We start from the raw sequence: 26,862 nt of genomic DNA on the forward strand, positions 1-26,862 counted from the left end.
TCAGCTCCCCGGCGCGCTCGCGGACGCCGCCGCGGACGCCGCCGCGGGAAGCGCCGAGAGGATGCGGCCGAGCGCCGCGTCGTCGTGCGCGGCCGTGAGGAACCAGGCCTCGAACACGCTCGGCGGCAGCGAGACGCCCTGCTCGAGCATGCTCGAGAAGAAGGGCGCGTAGCGCCAGCTCTCCTGATCGCGGACGTCGTCGTAGTCGCGGACCTCGCCCTCGCGGAAGGCGACCGAGAAGAGGCTGCCGGCGCGCGAGATCCGGTGCGCGACCCCCGCCGCGGCGAGCGCCTCCCCCAGCGCACCCGCGACCGTGTCCGCGGCACGGTTCACGCGCTCGTAGACCTCCGCGCTCGCGTTCCGCAGCGTCGCGATGCCGGCGGCGACGGCGACCGGGTTCCCGCTCAGCGTCCCCGCCTGGTACACCGGCCCGAGGGGCGCGAGCTGGTCCATGATGTCGGCGCGTCCGCCGAGGGCCGCCAGCGGCATCCCCCCGCCGACGACCTTGCCGAAGGTCACGAGGTCGGGGACCCAGCCCGCGCCGTCGGGGACGACGCGGGAGGCCTCGAGCCCCCACCAGCCGGCCGGGCCGACCCGGAATCCCGTGAGGACCTCGTCGACGATGAGGAGCGCGCCGTGCTCGCGCACGATCCCCGACAGCGCGCGGTTGAAGCCGCGCTCGGGCGCGAGGACGCCCGCGTTGGCGCCGGCCGCCTCCGTGATGACGCCCGCGATGCGGCCGGGATGCGCGGCGAACGCGGCACGGACCGCGCCCAGATCGTTGTACGGCAGGACGATCGTGAGCGCCGCGACCTCGGCGGGCACGCCGGCCGAGCCGGGGAGCCCGAGCGTCGCGACACCCGATCCCGACTCCGCGAGGAGGCCGTCGGAGTGCCCGTGATAGTGCCCGGCGAACTTGATGATCACATCGCGCCCGGTCGCGCCGCGCGCGAGCCGGATGGCGGTCATGGTCGCCTCGGTGCCCGTCGAGACGAGGCGCACCTTCTCGACCCCGCGGGTGCCGTCGATCGTGAGCCGCTCGCGGATCAGCTCCGCGAGCTCCGTCTCGCCCGGGGTCGAGGCGCCGAAGGAGAGCCCGCGCGCGGCGGCCTCCTGCACGGCCCCGACGACGGCGGGATGCGCGTGCCCGAGCAGCGCCGGACCCCAGGACGCGACGAGGTCGACGTACTCGCGGCCCTCGACGTCCGTGATGGTCGCGCCGCGCGCGCTCCGCATGAAGCGGGGGGTGCCGCCGACGGAGCCGAAGGCGCGCACCGGCGAGTTGACGCCGCCCGGGATGACGCTCCGCGCCCGCTCGAACTGCCAGCCGTTGCCGCCCATCAGCGCCCGCCTCCCGCGGCCCGCTCGGCCGCCTCGATCGCGTGGTAGGTGAGGATCGCGTCGGCGCCGGCGCGCACCAGGCTCGTGAGCGCCTCGTCGATCGCGCGCTCGCGGTCGATCCAGCCGTTCGCGGCGGCGGCCTCGATCATCGCGTACTCGCCGCTCACGGTGTAGGCCCAGACCGGGACGGGGGATGCGGCGGCCGTGTCCGCGAGGACGTCGAGGTAGGAGAGCGCGGGCTTCACCATGACGATGTCGGCGCCCTCCTCGATGTCGAGCGCGGCCTCCCGCAGCCCCTCGCGGCGGTTCGCGGGGTCGAGCTGGTAGCCGCGCCGGTCGCCCTGGAGCGAGGAGACGACGGCCTCCCGGAACGGGCCGTAGAAGGCGGAGGCGTACTTGCCCGAGTAGGCGAGCAGGGCGGTGCCCGTGCGGCCGGCGCCGTCGAGGGCGTCGCGCACGGCGGCGACCTGGCCGTCCATCATCCCGCTGAGCCCGAGGAGCTGCGACCCGGCCTCGGCCTGCGCGAGGCCCATGTCGCGGTAGCGCTCGAGGCTCGCGTCGTTGTCGACGACGAGCTCGCCCGAGGCGGTCCGGGCGAGCACGCCGCAGTGGCCGTGGTCGGTGAACTCGTCCAGGCAGAGGTCGGTCTGCACGACGAGCGCATCCCCCGCCTCGGCGACCGCGACGCGGGTCGCGACGTTGAGGATGCCGTCGGGGTCGGTCGCGCCGGATCCGATGGCGTCCTTGTGCTCGGGCACGCCGAAGAGCATCACGCCGCCGATGCCGGCCGCGGCGGCGCGCCCGATCTCGGCGCGGAGGCTGTCGAGCGAATGCTGCACGACGCCCGGCATGGAGCCGATCGGCCGCGACTCGGCCGCGCCCTCGCGGACGAAGAGCGGGAGCACGAGCTGGGCGGGGTGGAGCCGGTGCTCCGCGGTGAGCCGGCGCATGGCGGGCGTCGCGCGGAGGCGGCGCGGGCGGATGACGGGGCGGTGCCGGTCGCGGGGGTCGGCGCTCATGGCGCGCCCTCCTCCTCGGTCTCGGCCGCGTACTCGACGAGGGCGGCGATGAGGGAGTCGGCGGAGCGCTCCTCCGCGATGACGTGGACGGGGAGGCCGGCGGCGCGCGCGTCGAAGGCGGTGCGCGGGCCGATGCAGGCGACGACGGTGCGCTCGGGCAGCGGCGCGAGCTGCTCGGCGACCTGGCGCGCGACGCTGCCCGAGGTGACGAGGACGGCGCGGATGCGGCCCGTGGCGGCATCCGTCCGCACCTTCTCCGCGACCTCGACGCCGACCGTGCGGTAGGCGGTCACGTACTCGACGGCGAAGCCGAGCTGCAGGAGGCCGGCCTTGAGCGTCGGCTCGGCGATGTCGGACTGCGGGATGAGGACGCGGCCGTGGATGGCGGCGCTCGGCCACTCCTTGACGAGCCCGCGCGCCGAGTTGTCGGCGGATGGCGCGAAGTCGACGGCGTAGCCCGCGAGGCCGAGCGCGGCGGCCGTCGTCTCGCCGACGGCCGCGATGCGGGTGGTCTCGGGGACGCGCACCGACTGGCTCTTGAGCACGTCGACGGTCGTGGCGCTCGTGACGACGAGCCAGTCGAACTGACCCTGCGCGAGCTCCTCGAGGGCGCGCGCCAGCGGCGCCGGATCCTCGGCGCTCGCGAAATTGATGAGCGGCGCGATGACGGGCGTGGCGCCGTGGACGCGGAGCGCGGCCGCGACCCCGTCGCCCCACTTGCCGCCGCGGGGCACGAGCACCCGCCAGCCGGCGAGCGTCTTGTCGGCGGAGGCGGACGCCGAGCCGGAGCCCGTCACGCGGTGCCGCCCGCGTCCGGTCCGAGCGGCGCGAGCTCGGCCGCGCCCTGCTCGAGCAGCTCCGCGGCGACCCGCCCCGCGAGCTCGGCCGCCGGGTCCGCCGCATCCTCGGGGTAGAGGGCGTGCGAGCTCGTGAGGTGCGCCGAGCCGTCGACCGCGTAGACGCGGCCGGAGAGGAAGAGGAGGCCGTCGGCGAGCTCCGCGGTCGCCCCGATCGGGGCGGCGCAGCCCGCTTCGAGCCGGGCGAGGACGCCGCGCTCGGCCTCGACCGCGAGGCGGGAGGGGCGGTGGTCGAGCTTCGCGACGAGCTGCTCGCGGCCGGTGCGCACCTCGACGGCGAGCGCGCCCTGCCCGGGCGCGGTCGGCCAGGAGCCGAGGCCGAGGTGCTCGGTCGCGACGTCGAGCCGGTCGGTGCGCTCGAGTCCCGCCGCGGCGAGCACGATCGCGTCGAGGCGGCGACCGGGCTCCACCGCGTCGCCGAGCACGCGGCCGATGCGGGTGTCGATGTTGCCGCGGATGTCGACCAGCTCGAGGTCGGGGCGGCGGGAGGCGAGCTGCGCGCGGCGGCGCGGCGATCCGGTGCCCACGCGGGCGCCCTCGGGCAGCGTCTCGAGCGTGAGGCCGTCGCGGGCGACGAGCACGTCGCGGGCGTCGGCGCGCTTCGGCACGGCGCCGATCGACAGCCCCGGCGCCGCGGCGGTCGGGAGATCCTTGAGGGAGTGGACCAGCGCATCCACCTCCCCCGCGAGGAGCGCCTCGCGCAGCGCCGTCGCGAAGACGCCGGTGCCGCCGAGCGAGGCGAGCGACTCGGTCGAGGTGTCGCCCTCCGAGGTGATCGGCACGAGCTCCGCGTCGCCGAGGCGGCGCGCGACCCAGCCGGACTGCGCCATCGCGAGGGCGCTGGCGCGGGTGCCGATCCGGAGCGTCACGGCGCGATCCCCGCCGCGGCCGGCTTGAACCCGGCGCGCACGTTCTCGCAGCATCCCGGGCGGCACACGTCGTACCAGGGGCCGAGCTCCGTCAGCGCGGGGCGCTCGGCCGTCGGCGTGCCCTGCACGCGCTCCATCACGAGGTCGACGAGGCCCGTCACATAGGCGGGATGGGTGCCGGGGGTCTGCGTCCGGACCGCCACCATCCCGTGCTCCTCGGCCGTCTCGATCGCCTCCGTGTCGAGATCCCACATGACCTCCATGTGGTCGCTCACGAAGCCGAGCGGCACGATCACGACGCCCTTCACCCCGGCGCCCTCGAGCTCCGCGATCTCGTCGTTGATGTCGGGCTCGAGCCACGGCTGCGTGGGCGGACCGGAGCGCGACTGGTAGACGAGCTTCCACCCGACCTCCGAGCCCAGCTCGCGCATGATGACCTCGGCGACCGCGAGGTGCTGGGCGGCATACGCCCCGCCGTTCCCGAAGTCCCGATCTCGCGGGCCGGAGCGCTGCGCGTCGGCGGTCGGGATGCTGTGGGTCGCGAAGAGCACGCGGGTCGCCTCGGGTGCCACACCCTGCGCGGCGATCGCGGCGAGGCCGTCGCGCACGCCCTCCGTGAAGGGGGCGACGAAGCCGGGGTGGTCGAAGTACTGGCGCACCTTGTCGATGCGGATCCCGCCCGCGAGGCCCGTCTCCTCGAGCGCGATCGCGAAGTCCTCGCGGTACTGCCGGCAGCTCGAGAAGGAGCTGTAGGCGCTCGTCGCGAGGCCGATGAGCTGCGTGAAGCCGCGCGACTCCGCCTCGCGGAGCGCGTCGCGCAGGTACGGGTCCCAGTTGCGGTTGCCCCACAGCACGGGGAGCTCGATGCCGCGGGCGGCGAGCTCCGCCTCGAGCGCGGCCTTGAGCTCGCGGTTGTGCTGGTTGATGGGGCTCACGCCGCCGAAGTGCCGGTAGTGGTGCGCGACCTCCTCGAGGCGCTCGTCCGGGATGCCGCGGCCGCGCGTCACGTTGCGGAGGAAGGGGATGACGTCCTCCTGCCCCTCCGGCCCGCCGAATCCGGCGAGCAGGATCGCGTCGTACGCGACGGCCTCCTCGACATGCTCGGGGCCGCAGATCGCCGCATCCGTCGCGAAGGGCACGCGCACCGCGGTGTCGCCGGTCTCGGGGGCGGAGCCGTTGTTCGTGATGGTCACGAGACCACCTCGAGCAGCTCGCGCGGGGTGATCATGCGGCCCGTGTAGAACGGGACCTCCTCGCGGACGTGGCGTCGCGCCTCCGTGTTGCGGAGGTGCCGCATGAGGTCGACGAGGTCGACGAGCTCGTCCGCCTCGAGCGCGAGCAGCCACTCGTAGTCGCCGAGCGCGAAGCTCGCGACCGTGTTCGCCTGCACCTGCGGGTACTGGGAGCCCTTGCGGCCGTGGTCGGCGAGCATCGTGCGGCGCTCCTCCTCCGGCAGCAGGTACCAGTCGTAGCTGCGCACGAAGGGGTAGACGGTGAGCCAGGTCTTGGGCGGGAGGCCGCGGAAGAACGCCGGCGCGTGGCTGCGGCTGAACTCGGCGTCGCGGTGCACGCCCATGGCGCTCCACGTCGGCTCGAGGGAGGCGATCGGCTCGACGCGGCGGAGCCGGCGGAGCGCCGACTGGAGCGCCTCGGGGCGGGGGCCCGTGAGCCAGATCATGAGATCGGCGTCGGCGCGCATGCCCGAGACGTCGTAGAGGCCGCGGACCTCGACGTCGAGGGCGCCGAGCTCCACGATGGCGCGCTCGAGCGCCTCGGGGGGTGCGGCGACCTCGCGGACGCGGCGCAGCACGGCGTACAGCGTGTAGCCGAGTGCGTCGCCGTCGCCGGGGGTACTGCCGGAGTCGGGCTGGGTGGTCGGTGCAGGGGTCGAGCCGTCGCTCATGCCCCTATTCTCGCCTGTCGGGCGCATCCCCGCGAATCCTAGCCTCGATCCTCAGCGCTCATCGAGGACCACGGCGCGATCCCCCACCTCCGCGCGGAGCCGCGCGAGGAGCTCGTCGCCGGTCTGCCAGTGGATCCGCTCGAGCTCGGGCGTGGGGAACCCCGTGTCGATGTCGAAGTCTCGCTCCCAGTCGAGCTGCCAGGCACGCAAGCCCTCGAGGAGCCGGTCCGAGAGCCCGAGGGCGGCGATGTCATCATCGCCGCCGCCGCCGAAGTCCCACCAGATCGGGATCCCGCCGCCCCAGTCGAGGAAGAACCGCAGACGGGTCGGGCCGACCGATTCCGCCGCCCTCGATCCTCTCGCCGCCGGATCCTGTGTCCACACGATCGGCACGCGCGACTCCGGGATGATCCGCCCGCCGCGCATCGCATACATGCCGTCGGGAAGTTCTCGCCCGTCGTCCGCCGCGCTCACGCGACGATCATCCTCCGAGCGCTGTCGCGGCCGGCGGGTTATCCACAGGCGGCCGGCCACCGGCGGCGCAGCCACCGGAGGGACACTCGAACTGCGCCGGAGACACGACTGCGGCGCCGTCCCCGGCGCCGCAGACATGTCTCTCGCGCGAGTAGGCCCGCGCGGGGCGAGGTCAGTCGTCGCTGAAGATCGCCCAGGCGACGAGCCCGATGACGCCGGCCGCGATCGCGGCGCCCGCCGCGATGAAGGGCACTGGATTGTCCTCGTAGGCGATCTGGGCCTTCTTGCTCAGCTCGCCGGCGCGCTTCGGGATGTTCAGCTTGCCCTCGATCTGGTCGAGCGTGCTCGCCAGCTCGGCCCGCGCCTCGGCGGCCTTCGTCTTCGCGTCGTCCAGGGTGCTCATCGTGCTCCTCCGTTGTCGGTTCGGCGGTCGTTGCGGGAGACGGGGGTCGTGGCCCCGATCCCCTTGATGGCGCGCAGGTCGCGCTTCAGGCTCTCGATCGACTGGTCGGGGATCGGCGGGATGCCCGCCTGCATCGTCCGCCAGCCGATGAGCGCGAGGATGCCGGCGACGATCAGCAGCACGAGCGCCACGAGGAGCGCCGCGAGCCAGCCGGGCATGACGAGGGAGAGCGCGAGGATCGCGGCCGTCAGCAGCACGCCCACCATGAAGAGGAGGACGACCGCCGCGGCGGCGAACAGCCCCGCGCCGATGCCGAGCGCCTTGAGCTTGCCGATGAGCTCCGTCTTGATGAGCTCGATCTCGCTGTGGACCAGCTCGGTCACGCGCTCCGGCAGCTCGGTCACGAGCTGGATGAGGGACCTCCGCGATGTGCGCGGGATGCCGTCCTCGGTCATGCGGTCACCGCCTCCGATTCGATCGTGCGCGAGCTAGCTCGAGCTGCTGCTCGACGAGCTGCCGGGCTTCTTCGCGCTGGTGCTGCGCGTCGTCGTGCTCTTCGAGCCCGAGCGGGTGCCGCTCGAGCGCGAGGAGGACGAGGCGCCGCGCGCCGTGCTGCGGCGGTTGGAGGCGACCTTCGACACGACGGTCTTGGCGCCGTCCGCGACGAACTCGGCGACGTCCGGCGCCTTGTCCTTCACGAAGTCCTCGACGGTGTCGACCCGGCGCTGCACGCGCGGGTCGTTCCACATGCGGCCGGCGGCCGTCTTGATCTGCTCGTAGCGCTCGCGGCCGGCCCGCGCACCGAGCACGTAGCCGATGGCGATGCCGGTGACGAGGAGGATCTTGCCCTTCATGATCAGCTCCCTGATTGGGTCGGACTCGGGGTTCCCACACTAGGGGCCCCGCCCTCGGGGTCGACGCCTCCGCTGAGGAAACGCTCAGCCTGCTCTCCGGCTTCACGCACGATCGCGGCGAGCCCCGTCGTCGCGCCCGCCTCGCCCAGCAGCCGCATCCCGTCGACCCCCTCAGGGCTCGGGGCGCCGCGCGTCCACTCGACGACGACGGCCTCCACCGGCTCCGGGACGGGCACGCCGAGGAGCGCCGACGCGTCCGCGCGCACCTGCGCGAGCGAGGCCGGCTTCTCGTCGTAGGAGAGCCGGACGATCTCGAGCCCGCCCGCGCGCTCGCGCAGCCACGCCCACTTCGCGGTCGAGTGCGTGAGCGCGCGCGCCGCGACATCCCGCGCGTCCGGCGCGACCAGCACCCCCGTGCCGCGGGGATCGTCGCGCAGCTCGGGCGCCTCGACGGCGAGCGTCGCGAGGTGGATGCGGCGGGCGGCCCGGGCAGGGCGCGCCAGCCCCGGCGCCGCGACGAACACCTCGCCCTCGATCACCTCGCCGCCCTCGAGCACGACGCGGCCGGGCTCGGCGGCGCGGACGCGCGCACCCGTGCGCAGCTCGGCGCCGAAGCGCTCGAGGTCCGCGACCAGCTCGATCACGAGCCGGTGGACGCCGCCGCGGAGGCCCGCCACCTGGGACCCCGCGGGGGCGCGGTCGCGGAGGCTGCGGACTGCGTGCCCCAGCGAGCCCTCGCGGAGCAGCGCCGTGCGGAGGCCCGGCGCCGCGCGATCGACCTCGAGCTCATCGGGGTGGACGGAGTGCACGCCGCGCACGACCGGCGCGACGAGCTGCTCGAGCACGCCCGCGCCCATCCGGGTGCGCACGAGCTCGCCGAGCGTCTGGGACTTCGCGCCGCGCGGGCCCGGCTGCAGGACGTCGAGCTGCGCGCGGAGCGCCGCCCGGACGCCCACCGCCTGGATGACGTCCGCCGCGAGCGGGACCGCCGGGATCCCGAGGAGGCTCGTCGCCGGCAGCGGCAGGCTCGAGCCGTCGGCGCGATGCAGCCAGGCGGGCGCGTCGAGCGGCGTCACGATCTCGCCGCCGAGCCCCAGCTCGGTCGCGAGGGCCGCCACCTGCCCGCCGCGGGTCGCGAAGGACTCGGCCGCGGCATCCACCTCGACCCCCGCCACCGTCTGGTGGGCGAGCTGCCCGCCGAGGCGGTCGGAGGCCTCGAGCAGCGTCACGGGGATGCCCGCCGCCGCGAGCCGCCGCGCCGCGACGAGCCCCGCGACGCCGCCGCCGACGACGAGCACGCGCTCCCGGGCCATGTCAGCCCCGTTCGTGGACGTACGTCACGATGCGGGTCAGCACCTCGGGGTCGGTCTCGGGCGGCACGCCGTGGCCGAGGTTCACGATGTGCGCGGGCGCCTCGGCGCCGCGGTCGAGCACGTCGTCGATGTGCGCGCGCAGCGTCGACCAGGAGGCGCCGAGGAGCGCCGAGTCGATGTTGCCCTGGAGCGTCGACGTGCCGCCGAGCCGACGATTCGCCTCGTCGAGCGGGAGCCGCCAGTCGATCCCGACGACGTCCGCGCCGACATCGCGCATGACGTCCAGGAAGTCGCCGCCGCCGAGCCCGAAGTGCGACTTCGGCACATCGAGCCCGCGGAGGTGGTCGAAGGCGCGGCGCGAGTGCGGTGCGACCCGGCGCTGGTAGTCGCGACGACCGAGCGAGCCGACCCAGGAGTCGAAGAGCTGGACGGCGCTCGCGCCCGCCTCGACCTGCGCGCGCAGGAACATGCCGGAGGCGTCGGCGCACCAGTTCAGGAGCGAGGCCCAGGCGTGCGGGTCGGAGTACATGAGCGCCCGCGCGCGGCCCTGATCCTTCGAGGGACCGCCCTCGACGAGGTAGCTCGCGAGCGTGAACGGGGCGCCCGCGAAGCCGATGAGCGGCGTCTCGCCGAGCTCCGCGACCGTCAGCGCGACGGCCTCGCGGATCGGGTCGAGCGCCGCCGGGTCGAGGGGGCGCAGCGCGAGGACGTCGGCGGCGGTCCGGATGGGGTGCTCGAGCACCGGGCCGCGGCCCGCGACGATCTCGACGCCGATCCCGGCCAGCTTCACGGGGATGACGATGTCGCTGAAGAAGACCGCCGCATCCACCCCGTGCCGGCGCACCGGCTGCAGCGTGATCTCGCTCGCGATCTCCGGTGTCAGGCACGACTCGAGCATCGGCCGGCCCTCGCGGAGGGCGCGGTACTCGGGGAGGCTGCGGCCGGCCTGGCGCATGAACCAGACGGGGCGGACGGGGACGCGCTCGCCGCGGTAGGCCCGCACGAAGGGGCTGGCGGCGGTGCGCCCGTCGACGAGGGGATGGGACTCGGGAAGGCTCACGGGCTCCATTGTCCCCCGCGCGCGAGGTAAGGGCCGCCTTCGTACCCCTGATGGGCAGGTGGATTTAGAATCGGTCCGTGCTCCTCTGCCTCACGGCGAACCACCGCAATGCGGCGTTCGACCTGCTCGACCGGCTCTCGACGGCCGCGCCGTCGGCGACCGCCGAGCTCGTCGCCGAGGCGGAGGCCGTGCAGGGGGCCGTCGTGATCGCCACCTGCAACCGCTTCGAGGCCTACCTCGACCTCGACGACCGCTCCGCGGATCCGGCGTCCGCCGTCGACCGCACGATCGAGGTCATGAGCGCCGCGGGAGGGGTGGATGCGGACGAGCTCCGCGCCGCCGTCTCCGTCGTGCGCGACCCCGAGGTCCCGCAGCACCTCTTCGCCGTCGCCTCCGGGCTCGAGTCGGTCGTCGTCGGCGAGGACGAGATCGCCGGCCAGGTGCGCCGCGCCTTCGACGCCGCCAAGCGCGACGGCACCTCGAGCCGCGAACTCGACCGCCTCTTCCAGCGGGCCGCGAGCACCTCGCGCGCCGTCCGCACCGCGACCGACCTCGGCGGCTCCGGCCGCTCGCTCGTCCGGCTCGCGCTCGAGCTCGCCTCGAGCCGCATCACCGACTGGGCGCACGCCCGGGTCCTCGTCGTCGGCACCGGCAGCTACGCCGCGACCACGATCGCCGCACTCCGCGACCGCGGCGCCGCCCACATCAGCGTCTACTCGCGCACCGGGCGCGCGGCCATGTTCGCCCGCCGCTACGGCATCCACGCGGTCGACGGCCTGCCCGCCGCGATCGCCGAGGCGGATGTCGTCATCACCTGCACGGCCCGCTACACGGTCGTTCCCGAGGACTTCGCGAACGCGCGCCGCCGCCTCGTCATCGACCTCGGCCTCCCCCGCAACGTCGACCCGGCCGTGCGCGGGATCCCCGGCGTCGAGCTGCTCGACCTCGAGATCATCGCGCTCCACGCGCCGCTGCCCGAGCTCTCCGCCGACACGGCCCGCGGGCTCGTCGACACCGCGGCGAGCGCCTACGCCGCCGACCGCGAGGTGGCGCCCGCGATCGTCGCGCTCCGCGAGCACGTCTTCGACGCCCTCGACGCCGAGATCGCGCGAGCGCGCGGCCGCGGTGGCGACGAGCGCACCGTCGAGGCGCTGCGGCATCTGGCCGGCGTCATCCTCCACACCCCCTCGGTGCGCGGGCGCGAGCTCGCCCGCGACGGCCGCGGCGAGGAGTTCACGGCCGGCCTCGAGGCGGTCTTCGGCATCCGCCCCGCCGCGGCACCGCAGCAGCTGCCGCTCCCCCCGCACGGGGATGCCGCAGACGGCCCCGCGGGCTCCGTCGCCTCCGCCTCCTGAGGTCGAGGATCCCGAGGCCCCCACGGTGACCGCGCGACTCGACCTCTCGGCGCCCATCGAGACGGCGCGGCTGCGGCTGCGCACCCTCACCGAGGTCGACGTCTCGGCCGTCCACGGCTGGCGTCGCGACCCCGCGGTGACCCGCTACCTGCCCTACGGGCCGCAGACGCGCGAGCAGGTGCGCTCGAGCCTCGCCCACCAGTCGCGCACCACCCGCCTCGCGATCGACGGCGCGCGCGCGGTGCTCGCGGCGGAGCGGCTCGACGGCGGCGGAGTCGTCGGCGAGCTGCACCTGGTGCTCACCTCGGCCGCGAATCACGGCTACGAGGTCGGGTGGGTGTTCTCGCCGGACGTCGCCGGGCAGGGCTTCGCGACGGAGGCGGCCCTCGCCATCCTGGAGCTCGCCTTCCGCCCCGATGCCGGCGCCGCGCACCGCGTCGTCGCCCAGCTCGACCCCCGCAACACCGCCTCCACCCGCCTCTGCGCCCGCCTCGGGATGCGCGAGGAGGCGCACTTCCGCAAGGACTGGCCGGTCGGCGCGGGCGGCTGGTCGGACACCGGCATCTGGGCGATCCTCGACGAGGAGTGGGCGTCCCGCACGGCCTGACCGGCCGGGCCCGCCGCACCCGCCCCGCATCCCCACCCTCCCCCGCCGCCGTGCCTCTTCCGAAATGCAGGACGATCGAGGTCGCCTGCCCGAGCTGGCGGGAGCTCGAGGTGGCTTACCCCGCGCTCATCCTGCATTTCGGAAGAGGCACGGCGGAGGGGGACGGTGGCGGGGCGGGGACGGCAGGGCGGGCGGCCGGGGGGCGGCTAGTGCACGTACTCCAGCAGGTCGGTGCCGATCGTGCGGAGCGCATCGAGCACCCGCAGGCGTGCCGGGAGACCCGAGTCGTTGAACTGCACCGTCACCGCGTAGGCGACCGCCGCGCGCGGACCGCGGACCACGCCCGCCTCGGCACGCACCCCCGCATCCGTGCCGGTCTTGTTGACGAGCAGGATGCCGTGATCGGTCGAGCGGTGCGAGAGCGGATCGAGCCCGAAGGCCCCGGCGACCATCGAGAGGTCGGCGTTGAGCGACAGCCAGGAGAGCACCCGGCTGGAGGTCATCGAGTCGACGACCTCGCCGCGCGCGAGTGCCGCGAACAGCCACGCGAGCTCGGCGGCCGAGCCGACCGAGAGCTGCGGGGCGTCGTCGGGCCCCCGGTGGTCGCGCACGTAGTCGAGGAGCGCCGTGCGGGTGAGCCCCAGCGACTCGGTGCGGGCGCGCACCGCGCCGAGCCCCACCTGGCGCAGCAGCGCGTTCGTCGCCAGGTTGTCGCTCGTCGAGCCGACGAGCGCCGCGAGATCCGCGAAGGGCAGCGAGGGCGCCTGGAGATGCTTCCAGATGCCGCTGTCGCCGACCTGCTCGGCGGGTGCCTTGTCGAGGATGCCGTAGCCGGCGAAGTCGCGCTGCGTCAGCCGCGTGGACACCTCGATGAGGAGCAGCACCTTGCCGACGCTCGCCGTCGGGAGCACGATGCGCTCGTCGATCGCGACGAGCGGCTGACCCGTGTCGAGATCGCTCACCGAGGCGGAGACGTGCGCGCCCTCCATCGCGAGCTCGCCGAGCGAGGCGAAGGACCCGGCGAAGTTCGAGACCGGGTTCGGGGCGCGGTGCCGCGGCGTGCGCCGCGAGCGGAGCCGCTCACGCCGCCCGTGCGCGAGCGAGGTGTCTACCAAATCGTCACTCTGTCAGTCGGGGGCAACCAGAGGGCGTCCTGGGGGGTGACGCCGAAGGTGGAGTAGTAGGCGTCGATATTACGCACGATCTGGTTGCAGCGGAACTCGTTCGGCGCGTGCGGATCGATCGCGATGAGGCGACGCGCCTCCGCCGGGCGGTACTTGGCCCGCCAGGCCTGCGCCCAGCTCAGGAAGAAGCGCTCGGCGCCGGTCAGCCCGTCGATCACCGGAGGCTCGGCGCCGTCGAGCGAGAGCTGCCAGGCCTTCCACGCGATGCCGAGGCCGCCGAGGTCGCCGATGTTCTCGCCGATCGTGAGCTCGCCGGGCACCGTCGCGTCGGGGATGTCGCGCGGCGAGAGCGCGTCGTACTGCTCGATGAGCACCCGGGTCCGTGCCTCGAAGGCCTCGCGGTCCTCGGCCGTCCACCAGTCGGCGAGCCGGCCGTCGCCGTCGAAGCGGGAGCCGTTGTCGTCGAAGCCGTGCCCGATCTCGTGCCCGATGACGGCGCCGATCGCGCCGTAGTTCGCCGCGGCATCCCGCCCCTCGTCGAAGAAGGGGTACTGGAGGATCGCGGCCGGGAAGACGATCTCGTTGAAGCCGGGGTTGTAGTACGCGTTGATCGTCTGCGGGGTCATGAACCACTCGTCGCGGTCGATCGGGCGGCCGATCTTGCCGAGCTCGCGCTGGAACTCGAACTCGGTCGTCGCCTGCACATTCGCGACGAGGTCGGCCGGGTCGATCTCGAGCGCGCTGTAGTCGCGCCAGCGCACCGGGTAGCCGATCTTGGGCGTGAACTTCTCGAGCTTCTCGAGGGCGCGCTCCTGCGTCGCCGGGGTCATCCAGTCGAGGCCGCGGATGCTCTGCCGGTAGGCCTCGATGAGGTTGTCGACGAGCTCGTCCATGGCCGTCTTCGCGCTCTCCGGGAAGTGGCGCTCCACGTAGACGCGGCCGACCGCCTCCCCGAGCGAGCCCTCGACGAGCGAGACGCCGCGCTTCCAGCGAGCCCGCATCTCGGGCACGCCCTGGAGCGCGCGGCCGTAGAACTCGAAGTTCGCCTCGACGATCGCGCCCGAGAGGTAGGGCGCGAGGGAGCGGATGACGTTCCAGCGCAGCCAGTCGCGCCAGGCCTCGAGCTGCTCGGGCGCGATGAGCCCCGGGAGCGCCTCGGCGAACGACGGCTGCGCGAGCACGACCTCGTCGAAGGCGCCCGCCGGCACCCCCATGCCGTCGCGCCAGCCGTCGAGGTCGACGCCGGGCGCGAGCTCGCGGAGCTCCGCCCAGCTGCGCAGGTTGTAGGTCTTCGAGCTGTCGCGGCTGTCGACGTTGTTCCAGTGGTGCGCCGCGAGCGCCGTCTCGAGGCCGAGGATGCGGCCCGCGCGCGTGCCGGCGTCGTCGAGCCCGGCGAGCTCGAGGATGCGCGCGATCGCCTCGAGGTACTGGGCGCGGAGCTCGCCGTGCTTCTCCTCGCGGTAGTACGCCTCGTCGGGGAGGCCGAGCCCGCCCTGCAGGAGCGTCACGATGTAGCGCTCCGGGTCGCCCGGGTCGTTGTCGACGTAGGCCCGGAAGAAGCCGCCGACGCCGCCGCGCTCGAGCCGGCCGATCGCGGGGAGCAGGGCCTCGACCGTGTCGATCGCGTCGACCTCGGCGAGCAGCGGCGCGAGCGGCGCCGTGCCGAGCGATTCGACGCGCTCCTCGTCCATGAAGCTCGCGAAGAGGTCGCCGACCTTGCGCTCGACCGTGCCGGGCTCGGCGCCCTGCGCCTCCTCGATGATGGCGCGGACGGCGGCCTCCGCCTCCTCCGCGAGCACGTAGAAGGTGCCCCAGCGGGCCTTGTCGGCGGGGATCTCGGTCGCATCCAGCCAGCGTCCGTTGACGTGGCGGAAGAGGTCGTCCTGGGGGCGGGCGGCGGGGTCGAGCTGGTCGATCTCGATGCCGGAGGCGAGGGGCGCGTCGGTCATGCGGCCAGCCTATTGAGAGCGCCCGACGTCGGGCTGGGAGTCGGCGAGCCGAGCGCGCACGCCGTCCAGGTGCGGCGCGTGGTCCCCGATCTCGACGAGCACCGCCGCCGCGGTGGCGTGCCCGATGCCGAGACGCCCGGCCGCGTCGAGGCCGCGCAGCCAGGCCGCCTCCCAGCCGGCCGCGAAGGCGTCGCCGGCGCCGACCGGCTCCACGACCTCCACGGGCGGCGTCGGCACCCGGTGCAGGGTGTCGCCCTCGAACTCGACGGCCTCGACATCGGCGTCCTTCACGACGAGGTGCCGGGGCCCGGGCAGGATGCCGCGGATCTCCTCCGCGGTCGCGGCACCCCACAGGGCCTCCGCCTCGTCGCGGCCGACGAGGACCGCGTCGGCGTGTGCCGCGAGCTCCCGGAGCACCGGTGCCGCCTCCTCCGCCGACCAGAGCGCGGCGCGGTGGTTGACGTCGAAGACGACGGCGGCCTCGCCGAGCACCCGGTCGACGACGACCGCCCGGAGGAGGTCGCGGCAGCTCGCCGAGAGGGCGGCGGTGATGCCCGAGACGTGCACGATCCGCAAAGCGGGGCGGTCGGCGGTCCCGGCGGCCCGGGCGGTCCCGGCGCCGAGGCGCTCCGCGAGCTCGCGGCCCATCGTCGAGGCGGCCGAGCCCGCCCGGTAGTACACGACCTTCTGCTCGGCCGAGGCGGGATCCTTGAGGTAGAGGCCGCTCGAGGCGCCGGGGACGAGCTCGACCCTCGTGACGTCGACGCCGCGGCCGGCCACCGCATCCCGGATCAGCCGGCCGACGGGCTCGTCGCCGAGACGGCTCGCCCACGCGGCGCGGACGCCGAGCTGCGCGAGGGCCGTCGCCACATTCGACTCGGCCCCGCCCGTGCCGATGCGGTACGGAGCCCCGATCGCGAGCCCCGCGCCGGGCTCGGGGGCGAGCAGGAGCATGGTCTCGCCGATCGCGAGCACCTCGGGCGCTGAGGGCATGCGGCCACGCTACCGGGGCGGATGCCGCGTGCACGGCGTGCGCGAGCGCGGACATCCGGCCCGCCGCACCCCTCCCCCCGCAGCCCGATGTCCGTCGGTGCGCACGGCTAGCGTTGCGGAGTGCCCCGCCGACGCCCGTACGACCGCGAGATCGCCGCCCTCGCGGTCCCCGCGCTCGGCGCGCTCGTCGCCGAGCCGCTGTTCCTCGCGACCGACACCGCCCTCGTCGGGCACCTCGGGGCGGAGCCGCTCGCGGCCCTCGGCATCGCCGGCACCGTCCTCCAGACGGCGGTCGGCCTCCTCGTCTTCCTCGCCTACGCGACGACGCCCGCCGTCGCGCGGCGCATCGGCGCCGGCGACCTGCCCGGCGCGCTCACGGCCGGCATCGACGGGCTGTGGCTCGCGCTCGTCGTGGGGGCGGGGCTCGTCGCGGTCGGGCTGCCGGGTGCGCCCCTCGTCGTCGGCTGGTTCGGCGCGGATGCGGGGGTCGCCCAGGCAGCGGCCGACTACCTCCGCATCGCGGTCTGGGGGCTGCCCGCCATGCTGCTCGTCATCGCGGCGACCGGGCTCTTCCGCGGCCTGCAGGACACCCGGACCCCGCTCTGGATCGCGGTCGCCGGCTTCACCGCGAACGGCGCGCTCAATGCCCTGCTCATCTACGGGGCGGGCTGGGGGCTCGTGGGCTCGGCGGTCGGCACGGCGCTCGCGCAGTGGGGCATGGCGGCGGCGGCGATCGCGATCGCGGTGCGGCACGCCCGTCGGAACGGGGTCGGCCTGCTGCCGGGCCGCGCCGGCATCCTCCGCTCGGCGGGCGCCGGCGGCTGGCTGCTGCTGCGCACGGCGAGCCTGCGGGTCGCGCTCGTCGCCACGGTCGCCGTCGCGACCGCGCACGGCACCGCATCCCTCGCCGCGACGCAGGTGCTCTTCACCCTCTTCGCGCTCGTCGCGCTCGCGCTCGACTCGCTCGCGATCGCGGGCCAGGCGATGATCGGCCACGCGCTCGGCTCGGGCGACACCGGCCGGGTGCGCGGGATCCTGCGGCGGCTGCTCGAGATCGGGGTGCTCGGCGGTGTGGGGCTGGCGGTGCTGCTCGCGGCGGTGTCGCCCGTGCTCGGGCGGGTGTTCACGAACGACGAGGCGGTGCTCGCGGCGCTGCCGGGCGGCATCCTCGTGCTCGCGCTCGGCCTGCCGGTGGGGGCGGTCGTGTTCGTGCTCGACGGGGTGCTGATCGGCGCGGGCGATGCGCGCTATCTCGCCTGGACGGGGCTCGTGAACCTCGCGGCGGTGCTGCCGCTGCTCGTGCTCGTCGGCACGGCGGAGCTCGACGCGGTCGGCGCGGTGATCGCCGTGCAGGCGGTCTTCGCGGTCGGGTACATGCTCGCGCGCGTCACGACGCTCGGGCTGCGCGTCCGCGGCGGCCGCTGGATGGTGACGGGGCACCGGTAGCGTCAGCGATCTGTACCGATTGCCGCGAGGCCGGTCTGCACGCCGAGCTCGAGGCGGTGAGCGGATCTCGCTCTGCATGGTGATCCGCCTCGCCCACCCATCGGCAGGGCTCGAGGCCTACATGTGACGAATAGTCATGTCCTCCATAATGAGGACTTCACGGTAGGCCGTCGGGCTCGTAACGTCATGCCACCAGAGCGCCCACATCGGGCGCTCGACCCGAACCGGAGGGCCTTCTATGCGCGAGCTCACGTCGGTCCATCGCCGACGACTCCTTCTCGCCCCCGTCGCGATCACCACCTTGGCGCTCTTGACGACAGGGGTCTCTCCAGCTGTCGCGACCGATCACGTCGAGGCGACGGCCGAGCTGATCGAGGACGTTGCGCCTGATCAGGGTGATGTCGTCGCGGGAGTCGACACCGCAGCGGGCGTTACCGCGACCGCGGCCGGGGTGATTGCTGAAATTCCTGAGTACGCGACGGTGCCGCTCTTGGTGGACGCTGACGAACACACCGTGAACCTCGCGCTCCCCGATGAGTTCCCGCTTGGCGCGGGTAGGCCTGCCTCGGACGGCACCGTCGTCTATCCCGCAAGGGACAGAACCGGTGACGCCTTGGCGGTACAGCTCCTCGATGACGGCTCGACGAGAGTCCAAACCATCATCGGTTCATCGGACTCCGTGCACGAATTCGGTTACTCCATCGAAGGCTACGTCCCGGTCAGCGATGACACCGGCGAGCAATTCGGCTTTCTAGGTCAGGACGGCCAGTTCGTCCCGCTCGGCGAGGCATGGGCACGTGATGCAGGAGGAAATGCAGTTGCCACGAACTATGAGATTCGGGGCAACGAGATCGTCCAGGTAATCGGACGTGACGCGACCGCAGAATACCCAGTGGTCGCCGACCCGGTGTGGATCTGGATGTACGCAGGCTACGGCGCGAAATTGAACCGTTATGAGACGAAGAAAGTGCGCGACTACGGCATCGCACTAGGTATGTGTGGTGCCCTGGCGAAGCGCTTCCCGAATTTCGTCGTCGCCTGCACAGCGTATGCGGCCTACATGGTGGCCCAAGCGAACCTCGCTGAGAGCGATCGGCCGAAGAAGACGTGCCTCTTCTTGGTCGTCGCACCCGGACCGTTCATATTCCGATACCATGACGCCCACTGCAAGTAAGCGGACGGTAGGGCAGGACTCACAATGGACTACCTCGCAGCATCGCTCCTCGGCCTCGCATTTGGCGCTCTCCTCGGCTCGGTTGGCCTTCGCCGACACCGATGGATCCCAGTCGCTGCGAGCATCGCCCTGTTGCCTTTCGCGATCGTCGGGCTGCAGACCGTATCCCCTGGCGGTTTCGGTTGGCTTCTCGTGGCGCCCTTCGCGGTCGTGGGCGCCGGCCTAGCGGGCTCGGTGCGGTGGGCAGAGCATCCGCTGGTCAGCGATATCGGGTTCTGGCACCGTGCTTGGTTCGTCACCTGGAACGCCAGGGTCCTCGAAACCACTGCCGTTGACGATGCATCTGAACCGGCCGGGCCTGAGCCGAGGCCCACTGCTTCGGCTCACGATCAAGTCGGCTGATACAGCCCCGCGTAGCGCCTGCACCCTGACTTGGGTGCGGGCGTCACGTATGAGTTCTGGCACTTCTCGAAAGCTGATATGGCTCGGAGAGCCCACGTTGGCCTCCTGTATTTGCTCGTCGCGCATCGACTCAAGTCCCCGGCGCAGCGAGCGGACCGCGGTCCTTGGCGTGGACTGGTCATCGCGCGCCGCGATCCTCCCGAGCATCTCCGGCAGGCCGGGGTGGTCGTACCGGATGAGGATCTGTCGAGGCAGTGCTCGCGGCGGTGCCGGTGGGGTGCCTCGCCCGCGCCTCAGTCGTGCGGCGCCGGCCCGGTCGTCGTGCCGATCCGCAGCTCGCACGGCAGCACGACCGGCTCCGCCGTCTCCCCGCGCGCGGCCGCCGCGAGCGCCCGGCCGACAGCGCGGCCCTTCTCGCGGCCGTCCTGCACGACGGTCGTGAGCCGGTGCGTCGTCCAGTCGTCGACGCGGACGCCGTCGAAGCCGATGATGCTGAGCTCGGCCGGGACGGCGATCCCGAGCTCCTCCGCCTCGAGCAGCACGCCGACGGCGAGGAGGTCGCTCTGCGCGAGGATCGCGGTCGGCCGTGCGCCCGCGGGCGCCGCGAGCAGCTCGCGTGCGGCTCGACGGCCTTCGTCGATCGTGCTGCCGAAGGTCGCGAGGCCGTCGGCGTCGGGGTACACCTCGCGGACTCCCCGGATGCGCTCGATCGTCGTGCGGCCGGTCGCGGCGGCCTCGCGCTCGGGCGTGAGCGCGCCGCGCGCGCGGGGTGCCTCGAGCGCCATCGTCACCATCGCGACACGCTCGTGCCCGAGGCTGCGGAGGTGCGCGGCGGCGGCGCGCGAGCCGGCGCGGTTCTCGATGTCGACGACGGCGACCCCGGGGAAGCGCTCGGTCTCGACGCCCACGACGGGGATGCGGCGGCGGCCGAGCAGCTCGACGGGCACGGCGACGGAGGCGCTGCAGCCGAGCAGCACGGCGGCGTCGATGGGCGCGGTCGAGACGGCGCCGGCATCCTCGCCCGCGTTCGCGAGGAGGAGGAGGGAGCTGCCGGCGTCGTCGAGGCCGGCGGCGATGCCGTCGAGGAGCGCGAGGTTCATGGGGTCGCGGAGCGAGTCGCTCATGGAGTCCTCGAGGACGACGCCGATGATGCCGGAGCGCCCGCGCCGCAGCGACTGCGCGCGCGGGTCGGGGCCGGCGTAGTCGAGCTCGGCGGCGGCGGCGAGCACCCGCTCGCGGGTGGCCTCGGCCACGGGGCCGGCGCCGCTGAACACGAGGGATGCGGTGGAGGCGGACACGCCCGCGCGCGCCGCGACGGCGGCGAGGGTGGGTCGGGTCGTTGCTCCGGCGCTCATGGCTCGCTATCGTAGTCGAAACGATTCGATCGAATCGATTCGAGAGTTCGATCCCCCGACCCGCGAGTCCCACCCCGAGCGAGCAGAGCGAGCATGACCAGCACCACCACGACCCGCACCGCGACCTGGCGCAACGCCGTCTTCGCCGTCTTCGCCCTCAACGGCATCGCGATGGCGAGCTGGGTCTCGCGCGTCCCCGGCATCCGCGACCACCTCGGCATCGACGCCGGCCAGGTCGGCCTGCTCCTCCTCGGCGTCTCGGTCGGGTCCATCCTCGGTCTCGCGCTCTCCAGCCAGATCGTGCACCGCCTCGGCTCGCGGCGGACGCTCGTCCTCACCGTGCCCGGCCTCGCGGTCGGCCTGGTCGTGCTCGGCGTCGGCGCCGAGCTCCTCGAGAGCTACCCGGTCGCCTGGGCCGGCTTTGCGATCTTCGGCTTCATGACCGGCCTCTGGGATGTCGCGATGAACGTCGAGGGCGCCGCCGTCGAGCGGGTCCTCGACCGCAACATCATGCCGTGGTTCCACGCCGCCTGGAGCCTGGGCACCGTCTCCGGCGCCGGCATCGGCGCGCTCGCCGCCGGGCCGGTCGGCATCGGCGTGTTCTGGCACCTGCTCGGCGCCGCCGTGCTCGTGCTGATCGCCGGCCCGCTCGCGCTCCGCGGCATCCCCCGCCACGAGGATGCCGTGGAGGACGCGGACGCCCCCGCCCTCACGCTCCGCGACCGCCTCGCCATCTGGGTCGAGCCGCGCACGCTGCTCATCGGCCTCATCATGCTCGGCATGGCCTTCACGGAGGGCAGCGCGAACGACTGGCTGGCCCTCGCGATGGTCGACGAGCGCGGCGTCTCGCACGGCACGGGCGCGCTGCTGTTCGGCGTGTTCACCGCCGCGATGACGCTCGGACGGATCGCGGGGGTGCCGCTCCTCGATCGCTTCGGCCGCATCCCCGTGCTCCGCGGCGCGGGCCTCACCGCGATCGTCGGCCTCGCGCTCGTGATCTGGGTGGACTCGCTGCCCGTCACCGTGATCGGCATCGTGCTGTGGGGCATCGGCGCCTCGCTCGGCTTCCCGGTCGGGATGTCGGCCGCGGCCGACGATCCCCGCAAGGCCGCCGCCCGGGTGAGCGCGGTCGCGACGGTCGCGTACACGGCGTTCCTCGTCGGCCCGCCGGTGCTCGGCTTCCTCGGCGACCACGTCGGCATCCTCAACGCGCTCATCGTGGTGCTCGCGCTCATCACGCTCGCGCTCGTCGCGACGCCCGCCGCGCGCGAGCAGGGCGCGGGCCTCGGCGCGAGCCGCCGTCCCCCCGCGAAGTAGCCCGCCCTCTCGCAATAGACATGTCTGCGACGCCACGGACGGTCGCATACGGCTGTCCGCGGCGCCGCAGACATGTCTCTGGCGGCTCGGCGCTGCATCCGGCCACCCGTAGGATCGTCGGGTGCGCCTCGTCATCGCCCGCTGCTCCGTCGACTACGCGGGCCGGCTCAGCGCCCACCTCCCGCTCGCCACGCGGCTCCTGCTCGTGAAGGGCGACGGGTCGGTCCTCGTCCACTCGGACTCGCTGAGCTACAAGCCGCTCAACTGGATGAGCCCGCCCTGCACCCTCACGCAGGTCGAGGTCGACGAGGAGCGCGCGGAGCTCGGGGTCACCGAGATCTGGCGCGTCGCGCAGGCGAAGACGGCCGACCTCCTCGTCATCTCGATCCACGAGATCCTCCACGACTCGAGCCACGAGCTCGGCATCGACCCGGGCCTGCAGAAGGACGGCGTCGAGGCCGACCTGCAGCGCCTCCTCGCGGAGCAGATCGAGCTCCTCGGCGAGGGGCACGCGCTCGTGCGCCGCGAGTACATGACCGCGATCGGGCCGGTCGACATCCTCGCCAGGGATGCCGCGGGCGGCTCCGTCGCGGTCGAGATCAAGCGGCGGGGCGACATCGACGGCGTCGAGCAGCTGACCCGATACCTCGAGCTCATGAACCGCGACCCGCGGCTCGCGCCCGTCGCGGGCGTGTTCGCGGCGCAGCAGATCAAGCCGCAGGCGCGCGCGCTCGCCGAGGACCGCGGCATCCGCTGCCTCCTGCTCGACTACGACGCGATGCGCGGCCTCGACAACGCCGAGAACCGGCTGTTCTGAGCCCGTCCACCCGCGGCACCTAGGCTGAGCGCGAGATGAGCAGCCCCCGACCCGACCTCCCTGCGGCCCCCTGGACCGCGATCCTCCTCGACCTCGACGGCACGATCGTCGACTCCGCGCCCGGCATCACCGCCTCGCTCGCCCACATGTACGAGCAGCTCGGGCGGCCGGTGCCGGCGCCCGCGGAGCTCCTCACCTGGGTGGGCCCGCCGATCCTCGACTCCATGCGCGACCTCGCCGGCTTCGACGCGGAGGAGAGCGCCCTCGCGCTCGCGTTCTATCGCGAGCACTACTTCGAGATCGGCGCGCTCGACGCGACCCCGTTCCCGGGCGTGCCGGAGGTGGTCCGCGAGATCGCGGCGGCCGGCATCCCCCTCTCGCTCGCGACCTCGAAGCCGGAGCATCCGGCGCGGCTGATCCTCGACCGTCTCGAGCTCACGTCCTGCTTCACCGCGGTCACGGGCGCGAGCGAGGACGAGGTGCGCAGCGCGAAGGCGGATGTCGTCGCGGAGGCGCTGCGCCGCCTCGGCGCGGGCGGCGCGGACCTCGCGCGGGTCGTGCACGTCGGCGATCGCTCGCACGATGTCGAGGGCGCGGCCGCGAACGGCGTGCCGACGATCTTCGCGACCTGGGGATACGGCTCGCCGCCCGAGCAGGCGGGCGCGATCACGGCGGTCGACACGGCGGAGGAGCTGCGCGCTGCGCTCGGCCTGACGGCGCTCGACCGCGCGAGCTGAGGGCGCCGCGCGCTCAGACCGGGCAGTGCAGGCGCGTCGAGGTGTGCTGGTCGCGCGTGCGCTCGAGCCGGTGCTCGGTCATGGGCCGCCCGCAGAGCGGGCACGGGCGCTCGGCGCGGCGCTCGGCGCTCGGGAGCGGCTGGTCGGGCTGCCGACCGGTGCCGAGCTGGGCAGGACCGAAGTAGGGGAACAGCGCGCGGTTGAGGCGATCCCACCATCGATCGCGGTCCGCATCCTTCGTCATGATGATGAGTGTACTAACTGTTCGCCCGCTATGCTGATCGCATGACCGCCGCCGACCCGCTCGCCCTCGACCGGCAGGTCTGCTTCGCGCTCGTCGCGACCGCGCGCAGCGTCGTCGGCGTGTACAAGCCGGTGCTCGAGCCGCTCGGCCTCACGCACCCGCAGTACCTCGTGATGCTCGCGCTCTGGGAGCGCAGCCCGCGCACCCTCCGCGACGTGGCCGAGGCGCTCTCGCTCGAGCCCGCGACCCTCAGCCCGCTCGTGAAGCGGCTCGAGGCGGCCGGCCTCCTCAGCCGCGAGCGCCGCGCCGGCGACGAGCGCAGCCTCGACATCCGGCTGACGGATGCCGGCGTCGCCCTGCGCGAGCGCGCCCTCGAGGTGCCCGGCCAGGTGGTCGCGCGACTCGGGCTGGGGCTGGACGAGCTCGAGGCGACGCGCGACGCGCTCACCCGCCTCCTCGAGGCGAGCCGCGGCGCCTGAGACGCGCGCCCGTCGTCCGCGAATCCCGCGGCATCTCAGCGCGCGAGGTGCTCCACGGCCGCGCCGAACACCCGCGGAAGCCGCGACGCCGCCGGCACGACCGCCCCGCGGAACGGCGAGGATGCGGCCCCCGCCAGCGCCCCCGTGAGCACCCGGAACGAGCGCGTGATCCGCATCCACTCCCCCTCGTACCCCGAGGGTCGACCCGCCGCGACCGCCCCGACCGCGGCACGCGCCTGCGCGAAGCCGAGGCGCAGGCCCTCGCCCGTGATGGCGTCCGTGTAGCCGCTCGCGTCGCCGACGAGCAGGATGCGGCCCGCCGTGCGCGCGCGGGTGCGCTGCCGGAACGGGCCGGCCCCGAGCCGCGATCCCGCGACCGGCGCGTCCGCGAGGCGCGCCGCGAGCTCCGGCGCCCCGGCGAGCGCCCGCTCGAGCCCGACGCCCTGCCGCGCGAGCACCGCGATCCCGACGAGCCGGTCGTCGACGGGCGTCACGTAGAGCTCCGCCTCCGGCGTCCAGTGCACCTCGATGAGCTCCGACCAGGGCGCCACCCGCCGGTGCTCGCGCAGCCCGTAGCGGCGGCGCCCCCGCGGCGCCGGCCGGGCCAGGCCCGCCGCGCGCGCGACCGTCGAGTGGAGGCCGTCGGCACCGAGGAGCCAGCGCCCGCGGAGCCCGGCGGCCCGCACGCCGTCGGCATCCTGCGCGACCTCCGCGACCCGCACGGGCTCGACGCGGACCCCGAGCGCCGCGGCCCGCGCGGCGAGCGCGTCGTGCAGGGTCGTCCGCCGCACCCCGAGGCCGACCGCGCCGCCCTCCGCGAAGCGGTGCACGGCATCCCGGCTCCCGTCCGTGTAGCGCACGCCGCGCAGCGGGATCCCGTGCGGCGCGACCCCGAGCCGGCCGAGCAGCGGCACGGCGCCCGGCATGAGCCCCTCGCCGCAGGCCTTGTCGATCGGGCCATCGCGCGGCTCGAGCACGATCGCCTCGAGCCCCGCGAGCCGCGCCTCGATCGCCGCGACGAGCCCCACCGGACCGCCGCCCGCGACGAGCACCTCGGCGTCGATCCCGGTCATGTCGAGCCCGCGGCGCCCGCATCGGGGCCGGCCCCGCCCGCATCCCGCAGCGCACGGAGCGCACGGTCCTCCGCCGGGATCCGGAAGCCGAGCAGCAGCACCAGGTTCAGCACCGTGAAGACGAGGGCCGTGATCCACGCCGAGTGCACGAGCGGCAGCGCGACGCCCTCGATCACCACCACGAGGTAGTTGGGATGCGGCAGCCAGGCCCAGCGGTACGGCCCGCGGCGCACCCGCTCCGCACCCGGCACGACGATGACGCGCGTGTTCCACTGCCGCCCGAGCGACGCGATGATCCACAGCCGGCCGGCCTGGCAGAGCACCGCGATCGCGAGCATCGGCCAGCCCAGCCACGGCAGGAAGGGGCGGTCGAGCAGCACGACCTCCGCGACCGCGCCGAGCAGGAGCGCCGTGTGCAGCGCGACCATCGCCGGGAAGTGCCCGCGCCCCGACTCGACGCCGCCGCTCGCGAAGGCCTCGGCCGCGTTGCGGCGCGACACCCGCAGCTCGTTGAGCCGCTCCACGCCCGTCAGCAGCACGAAGACGGCGAACAGCGCGACGCTCATGCCGCCCACTCCAGGAGCACGACCTCGCCGGTGACCCCCGGGCCGAGCGCGAACAGCATCCCGCGCGTGCCGGCGGGCTGCTCGAGGAGCCCGGCGAGGATGTGGAGCACGGATGCCGAGGAGAGGTTGCCGACCGCCTCGAGCGAGCGGCGGCTCGGCTCCAGATCGTCGTGGTCGAGGCCGAGGGAGTCCTCGAAGGCGTCGAGCACCCGGGGGCCGCCCGGGTGCGCGATCCACAGGTCCACGTCGTCGCGGCCGAGTCCCGCGTCGGCGAGGACCGCGTCCACGTCGCCCGCGAAGTTCGCGCGGATGGCGTCGCCGATCTCCGCCGTGAGGACGATCCGGAACCCGGAGCCGCCGAGATCGAAGCCGAGCATGCTCGCGGAGTCCGGGTAGAGGGCGCTGCGCGCGCCGCGCACCTCGGCCCCGGGGAGCCCGAGCTCGGCCGCGCGCTCGTCGCCCACCATGACGACCGCGGCCGCGCCGTCGCCGAAGAGGCCGCTCGCGATCGCGTTTGCGACCGACACGTCGCCGCGCTGGAGGGTCAGCGAGCAGAGCTCGACCGAGAGCACGACGGCGACGTCGCGGGGATGCCCGAGCAGGTGGTCGTGGACGCGCGCGATCCCCGCCGCCCCGGCAGCGCATCCCAGGCCGAAGGAGGGCACGCGGGTGACGTCGCGCCGCAGCCCGAGGAGCGGCGCGATGTGCGCGTCGATCGTGGGGGCGCCCGCGCCCGTCACGGTGGTGAACCAGAGGTGGTCGACGTCGGCCGCGGCGAGGCCGACCGCGGCGAGCGCCGCCTGCACCGCGCGGGCCGCGAGCGCCGTGCCCTCCCGCATCCAGATCGCATTGCTCTCGTCGAAGTCGCGGATGCCGCGGTACGCCTCGAGGGGCAGGATGCTGCGCCGGGTGGCGACGCCCGCCGCGCCGTGGAAGCGCTCGAGGAGGGCGGCGTGGTGGCCGGGCTCGGCGTCGGCCATCATGCGGGACAGCTCGGCCGTGACCGCCGCCTGCGGGTTCTCGTGCTCCGGCAGGACGGGCGCGACGGACACGATGCGCGACATCACCTGAGCGTATCGATCGGGGGCCGCCGCGATCCGGTGTGGGGCGTTCCTCCCAGGTGGCGCGGAT

Annotated in this window: 28 protein-coding genes; 8 read left to right on the forward strand and 20 right to left on the reverse strand. The window is 74.2% G+C overall.

Going from position 1 to position 26,862, the window contains the following annotated elements; genetic code table 11:
• The 12 genes from hemL to hemE all read right to left on the reverse strand — a co-directional run bounded on the left by hemL (position 1) and on the right by hemE (position 10,102).
• Positions 1 to 1,341, reverse strand: coding sequence for a glutamate-1-semialdehyde 2,1-aminomutase (gene hemL, locus OF852_RS09600; RefSeq protein WP_271118944.1), 1,341 nt, complete (start codon positions 1,339 to 1,341; stop codon positions 1 to 3).
• Positions 1,341 to 2,291, reverse strand: a complete 951-nt coding sequence (gene hemB, locus OF852_RS09605; protein ID WP_271121153.1) for a porphobilinogen synthase — start codon at positions 2,289 to 2,291, stop codon at positions 1,341 to 1,343. The genes hemL and hemB overlap by 1 nt, the downstream gene beginning before the upstream one ends.
• A gap of 65 nt (positions 2,292 to 2,356) precedes the next feature.
• Entirely contained in the window at positions 2,357 to 3,157 is an 801-nt protein-coding gene (locus OF852_RS09610) for a uroporphyrinogen-III synthase (RefSeq protein ID WP_271118945.1), read from the reverse strand.
• Positions 3,154 to 4,140, reverse strand: coding sequence for a hydroxymethylbilane synthase (gene hemC / locus OF852_RS09615; protein ID WP_442908617.1), 987 nt, complete (start codon positions 4,138 to 4,140; stop codon positions 3,154 to 3,156). Before hemC ends, OF852_RS09610 begins: the two co-directional genes overlap by 4 nt.
• Positions 4,083 to 5,279 carry a ferrochelatase gene (locus OF852_RS09620; protein ID WP_442908618.1) on the reverse strand — a complete coding sequence of 399 codons (1,197 nt, stop codon included), beginning with the start codon at positions 5,277 to 5,279 and terminating at the stop codon, positions 4,083 to 4,085. Before OF852_RS09620 ends, hemC begins: the two co-directional genes overlap by 58 nt.
• Complete coding sequence (hemQ, locus tag OF852_RS09625; RefSeq protein WP_271118946.1) at positions 5,276 to 5,989, reverse strand: hydrogen peroxide-dependent heme synthase; 714 nt, start codon at positions 5,987 to 5,989, stop codon at positions 5,276 to 5,278. Before hemQ ends, OF852_RS09620 begins: the two co-directional genes overlap by 4 nt.
• Before the next feature lie 51 nt (positions 5,990 to 6,040).
• The gene (locus OF852_RS09630; protein ID WP_271118947.1) at positions 6,041 to 6,463 is read right to left on the reverse strand and encodes a hypothetical protein; all 423 of its coding nucleotides are present in this window, start codon (positions 6,461 to 6,463) and stop codon (positions 6,041 to 6,043) included.
• Between the two features lie 172 nt (positions 6,464 to 6,635).
• Positions 6,636 to 6,866, reverse strand: coding sequence for a DUF3618 domain-containing protein (locus OF852_RS09635; protein ID WP_271118948.1), 231 nt, complete (start codon positions 6,864 to 6,866; stop codon positions 6,636 to 6,638).
• On the reverse strand, positions 6,863 to 7,321 hold the full coding sequence (locus tag OF852_RS09640) for a phage holin family protein (protein WP_271118949.1): 459 nt from the start codon (positions 7,319 to 7,321) through the stop codon (positions 6,863 to 6,865). Before OF852_RS09640 ends, OF852_RS09635 begins: the two co-directional genes overlap by 4 nt.
• Positions 7,322 to 7,354: 33 nt before the next feature.
• Complete coding sequence (locus OF852_RS09645; protein ID WP_271118950.1) at positions 7,355 to 7,720, reverse strand: YtxH domain-containing protein; 366 nt, start codon at positions 7,718 to 7,720, stop codon at positions 7,355 to 7,357.
• Positions 7,721 to 7,722: 2 nt separating this feature from the next.
• Positions 7,723 to 9,033 (reverse strand): protoporphyrinogen/coproporphyrinogen oxidase, encoded by a 1,311-nt coding sequence (locus OF852_RS09650; RefSeq protein WP_271118951.1) that lies wholly within the window; start codon positions 9,031 to 9,033, stop codon positions 7,723 to 7,725.
• Between the two features lies 1 nt (position 9,034).
• Positions 9,035 to 10,102: a uroporphyrinogen decarboxylase gene (gene hemE / locus OF852_RS09655; RefSeq protein WP_271118952.1), complete on the reverse strand. Its 1,068-nt coding sequence runs from the start codon at positions 10,100 to 10,102 to the stop codon at positions 9,035 to 9,037.
• 68 nt (positions 10,103 to 10,170) lie between these two features.
• Between hemE and OF852_RS09660 the strand changes: the two genes are divergently transcribed.
• Both OF852_RS09660 and OF852_RS09665 read left to right on the forward strand, forming a co-directional pair.
• Positions 10,171 to 11,448, forward strand: a complete 1,278-nt coding sequence (locus OF852_RS09660; protein WP_271118953.1) for a glutamyl-tRNA reductase — start codon at positions 10,171 to 10,173, stop codon at positions 11,446 to 11,448.
• 25 nt (positions 11,449 to 11,473) lie between these two features.
• Positions 11,474 to 12,055, forward strand: a complete 582-nt coding sequence (locus OF852_RS09665) for a GNAT family N-acetyltransferase (RefSeq protein WP_271118954.1) — start codon at positions 11,474 to 11,476, stop codon at positions 12,053 to 12,055.
• Positions 12,056 to 12,261: 206 nt separating this feature from the next.
• On the opposite strand, the gene OF852_RS09670 is transcribed toward OF852_RS09665, so the two are convergent.
• From OF852_RS09670 to OF852_RS09680, 3 genes are read right to left on the reverse strand one after another with little or no spacing between them, the layout of a single operon-like run.
• A complete protein-coding gene (locus OF852_RS09670) occupies positions 12,262 to 13,170 on the reverse strand; it encodes a serine hydrolase (RefSeq protein ID WP_271118955.1) in 909 nt (302 codons plus the stop codon).
• Positions 13,164 to 15,128, reverse strand: coding sequence for a M13 family metallopeptidase (locus OF852_RS09675; protein ID WP_271118956.1), 1,965 nt, complete (start codon positions 15,126 to 15,128; stop codon positions 13,164 to 13,166). The genes OF852_RS09670 and OF852_RS09675 overlap by 7 nt, the downstream gene beginning before the upstream one ends.
• Before the next feature lie 9 nt (positions 15,129 to 15,137).
• Complete coding sequence (locus OF852_RS09680) at positions 15,138 to 16,121, reverse strand: sugar kinase (RefSeq protein WP_271118957.1); 984 nt, start codon at positions 16,119 to 16,121, stop codon at positions 15,138 to 15,140.
• Positions 16,122 to 16,241: 120 nt separating this feature from the next.
• Here OF852_RS09680 and OF852_RS09685 point away from each other — a divergent pair, with 120 nt between their 5' ends.
• Positions 16,242 to 17,567, forward strand: coding sequence for an MATE family efflux transporter (locus OF852_RS09685; RefSeq protein WP_271118958.1), 1,326 nt, complete (start codon positions 16,242 to 16,244; stop codon positions 17,565 to 17,567).
• A gap of 238 nt (positions 17,568 to 17,805) precedes the next feature.
• Positions 17,806 to 18,741: a hypothetical protein gene (locus OF852_RS09690; protein WP_271118959.1), complete on the forward strand. Its 936-nt coding sequence runs from the start codon at positions 17,806 to 17,808 to the stop codon at positions 18,739 to 18,741.
• A 695-nt stretch (positions 18,742 to 19,436) separates the two neighbouring features.
• Here the strand turns inward: OF852_RS09690 and OF852_RS09695 are convergent.
• Positions 19,437 to 20,498, reverse strand: a complete 1,062-nt coding sequence (locus OF852_RS09695) for a LacI family DNA-binding transcriptional regulator (RefSeq protein ID WP_271118960.1) — start codon at positions 20,496 to 20,498, stop codon at positions 19,437 to 19,439.
• 93 nt (positions 20,499 to 20,591) lie between these two features.
• Here OF852_RS09695 and OF852_RS09700 point away from each other — a divergent pair, with 93 nt between their 5' ends.
• The 3 genes from OF852_RS09700 to OF852_RS09710 all read left to right on the forward strand — a co-directional run bounded on the left by OF852_RS09700 (position 20,592) and on the right by OF852_RS09710 (position 23,369).
• Positions 20,592 to 21,815, forward strand: a complete 1,224-nt coding sequence (locus OF852_RS09700) for an MFS transporter (RefSeq protein WP_271118961.1) — start codon at positions 20,592 to 20,594, stop codon at positions 21,813 to 21,815.
• Between the two features lie 121 nt (positions 21,816 to 21,936).
• Positions 21,937 to 22,632: an endonuclease NucS gene (gene nucS / locus OF852_RS09705; protein WP_271118962.1), complete on the forward strand. Its 696-nt coding sequence runs from the start codon at positions 21,937 to 21,939 to the stop codon at positions 22,630 to 22,632.
• 35 nt (positions 22,633 to 22,667) lie between these two features.
• Positions 22,668 to 23,369, forward strand: coding sequence for an HAD hydrolase-like protein (locus OF852_RS09710; RefSeq protein WP_271118963.1), 702 nt, complete (start codon positions 22,668 to 22,670; stop codon positions 23,367 to 23,369).
• Positions 23,370 to 23,382: 13 nt separating this feature from the next.
• Here OF852_RS09710 and OF852_RS09715 read toward each other — a convergent pair whose 3' ends face one another.
• Complete coding sequence (locus OF852_RS09715) at positions 23,383 to 23,613, reverse strand: hypothetical protein (protein ID WP_271118964.1); 231 nt, start codon at positions 23,611 to 23,613, stop codon at positions 23,383 to 23,385.
• Positions 23,614 to 23,654: 41 nt separating this feature from the next.
• Here OF852_RS09715 and OF852_RS09720 point away from each other — a divergent pair, with 41 nt between their 5' ends.
• Positions 23,655 to 24,092, forward strand: coding sequence for a MarR family winged helix-turn-helix transcriptional regulator (locus OF852_RS09720; protein WP_271118965.1), 438 nt, complete (start codon positions 23,655 to 23,657; stop codon positions 24,090 to 24,092).
• A 35-nt stretch (positions 24,093 to 24,127) separates the two neighbouring features.
• Here OF852_RS09720 and OF852_RS09725 read toward each other — a convergent pair whose 3' ends face one another.
• From OF852_RS09725 to OF852_RS09735, 3 genes are read right to left on the reverse strand one after another with little or no spacing between them, the layout of a single operon-like run.
• Entirely contained in the window at positions 24,128 to 25,165 is a 1,038-nt protein-coding gene (locus tag OF852_RS09725; RefSeq protein WP_271118966.1) for an NAD(P)/FAD-dependent oxidoreductase, read from the reverse strand.
• Positions 25,162 to 25,731: an isoprenylcysteine carboxyl methyltransferase family protein gene (locus tag OF852_RS09730; protein WP_271118967.1), complete on the reverse strand. Its 570-nt coding sequence runs from the start codon at positions 25,729 to 25,731 to the stop codon at positions 25,162 to 25,164. Before OF852_RS09730 ends, OF852_RS09725 begins: the two co-directional genes overlap by 4 nt.
• Positions 25,728 to 26,795 (reverse strand): type III polyketide synthase, encoded by a 1,068-nt coding sequence (locus OF852_RS09735; RefSeq protein WP_271118968.1) that lies wholly within the window; start codon positions 26,793 to 26,795, stop codon positions 25,728 to 25,730. The genes OF852_RS09730 and OF852_RS09735 overlap by 4 nt, the downstream gene beginning before the upstream one ends.
• Between the last annotated feature and the right edge of the window lie 67 nt (positions 26,796 to 26,862).

It is taken from the genome of Homoserinibacter sp. YIM 151385 (assembly GCF_027912415.1).
Lineage (GTDB): Bacteria > Actinomycetota > Actinomycetes > Actinomycetales > Microbacteriaceae > Schumannella.

Bases quoted from the DNA above. Each gene is read 5' to 3' on its own strand.
- OF852_RS09725 (WP_271118966.1), bottom strand. From the start codon at position 25,165: ATGACCGGGATCGACGCCGAGGTGCTCGTCGCGGGCGGCGGTCCGGTG.
- hemB (WP_271121153.1), bottom strand. From the start codon at position 2,291: ATGCGCCGGCTCACCGCGGAGCACCGGCTCCACCCCGCCCAGCTCGTG.
- hemL (WP_271118944.1), bottom strand. From the start codon at position 1,341: ATGGGCGGCAACGGCTGGCAGTTCGAGCGGGCGCGGAGCGTCATCCCG.
- OF852_RS09675 (WP_271118956.1), bottom strand. From the start codon at position 15,128: ATGACCGACGCGCCCCTCGCCTCCGGCATCGAGATCGACCAGCTCGAC.
- hemC (WP_442908617.1), bottom strand. From the start codon at position 4,140: ATGCTGCGAGAACGTGCGCGCCGGGTTCAAGCCGGCCGCGGCGGGGAT.
- hemQ (WP_271118946.1), bottom strand. From the start codon at position 5,989: ATGAGCGACGGCTCGACCCCTGCACCGACCACCCAGCCCGACTCCGGC.
- OF852_RS09640 (WP_271118949.1), bottom strand. From the start codon at position 7,321: ATGACCGAGGACGGCATCCCGCGCACATCGCGGAGGTCCCTCATCCAG.
- OF852_RS09680 (WP_271118957.1), bottom strand. From the start codon at position 16,121: ATGCCCTCAGCGCCCGAGGTGCTCGCGATCGGCGAGACCATGCTCCTG.
- OF852_RS09730 (WP_271118967.1), bottom strand. From the start codon at position 25,731: ATGAGCGTCGCGCTGTTCGCCGTCTTCGTGCTGCTGACGGGCGTGGAG.
- OF852_RS09715 (WP_271118964.1), bottom strand. From the start codon at position 23,613: ATGACGAAGGATGCGGACCGCGATCGATGGTGGGATCGCCTCAACCGC.
- OF852_RS09635 (WP_271118948.1), bottom strand. From the start codon at position 6,866: ATGAGCACCCTGGACGACGCGAAGACGAAGGCCGCCGAGGCGCGGGCC.
- OF852_RS09695 (WP_271118960.1), bottom strand. From the start codon at position 20,498: ATGAGCGCCGGAGCAACGACCCGACCCACCCTCGCCGCCGTCGCGGCG.
- OF852_RS09710 (WP_271118963.1), top strand. From the start codon at position 22,668: ATGAGCAGCCCCCGACCCGACCTCCCTGCGGCCCCCTGGACCGCGATC.
- OF852_RS09720 (WP_271118965.1), top strand. From the start codon at position 23,655: ATGACCGCCGCCGACCCGCTCGCCCTCGACCGGCAGGTCTGCTTCGCG.
- OF852_RS09650 (WP_271118951.1), bottom strand. From the start codon at position 9,033: ATGGCCCGGGAGCGCGTGCTCGTCGTCGGCGGCGGCGTCGCGGGGCTC.
- hemE (WP_271118952.1), bottom strand. From the start codon at position 10,102: ATGGAGCCCGTGAGCCTTCCCGAGTCCCATCCCCTCGTCGACGGGCGC.
- OF852_RS09735 (WP_271118968.1), bottom strand. From the start codon at position 26,795: ATGTCGCGCATCGTGTCCGTCGCGCCCGTCCTGCCGGAGCACGAGAAC.
- OF852_RS09690 (WP_271118959.1), top strand. From the start codon at position 17,806: ATGCGCGAGCTCACGTCGGTCCATCGCCGACGACTCCTTCTCGCCCCC.
- OF852_RS09645 (WP_271118950.1), bottom strand. From the start codon at position 7,720: ATGAAGGGCAAGATCCTCCTCGTCACCGGCATCGCCATCGGCTACGTG.
- OF852_RS09700 (WP_271118961.1), top strand. From the start codon at position 20,592: ATGACCAGCACCACCACGACCCGCACCGCGACCTGGCGCAACGCCGTC.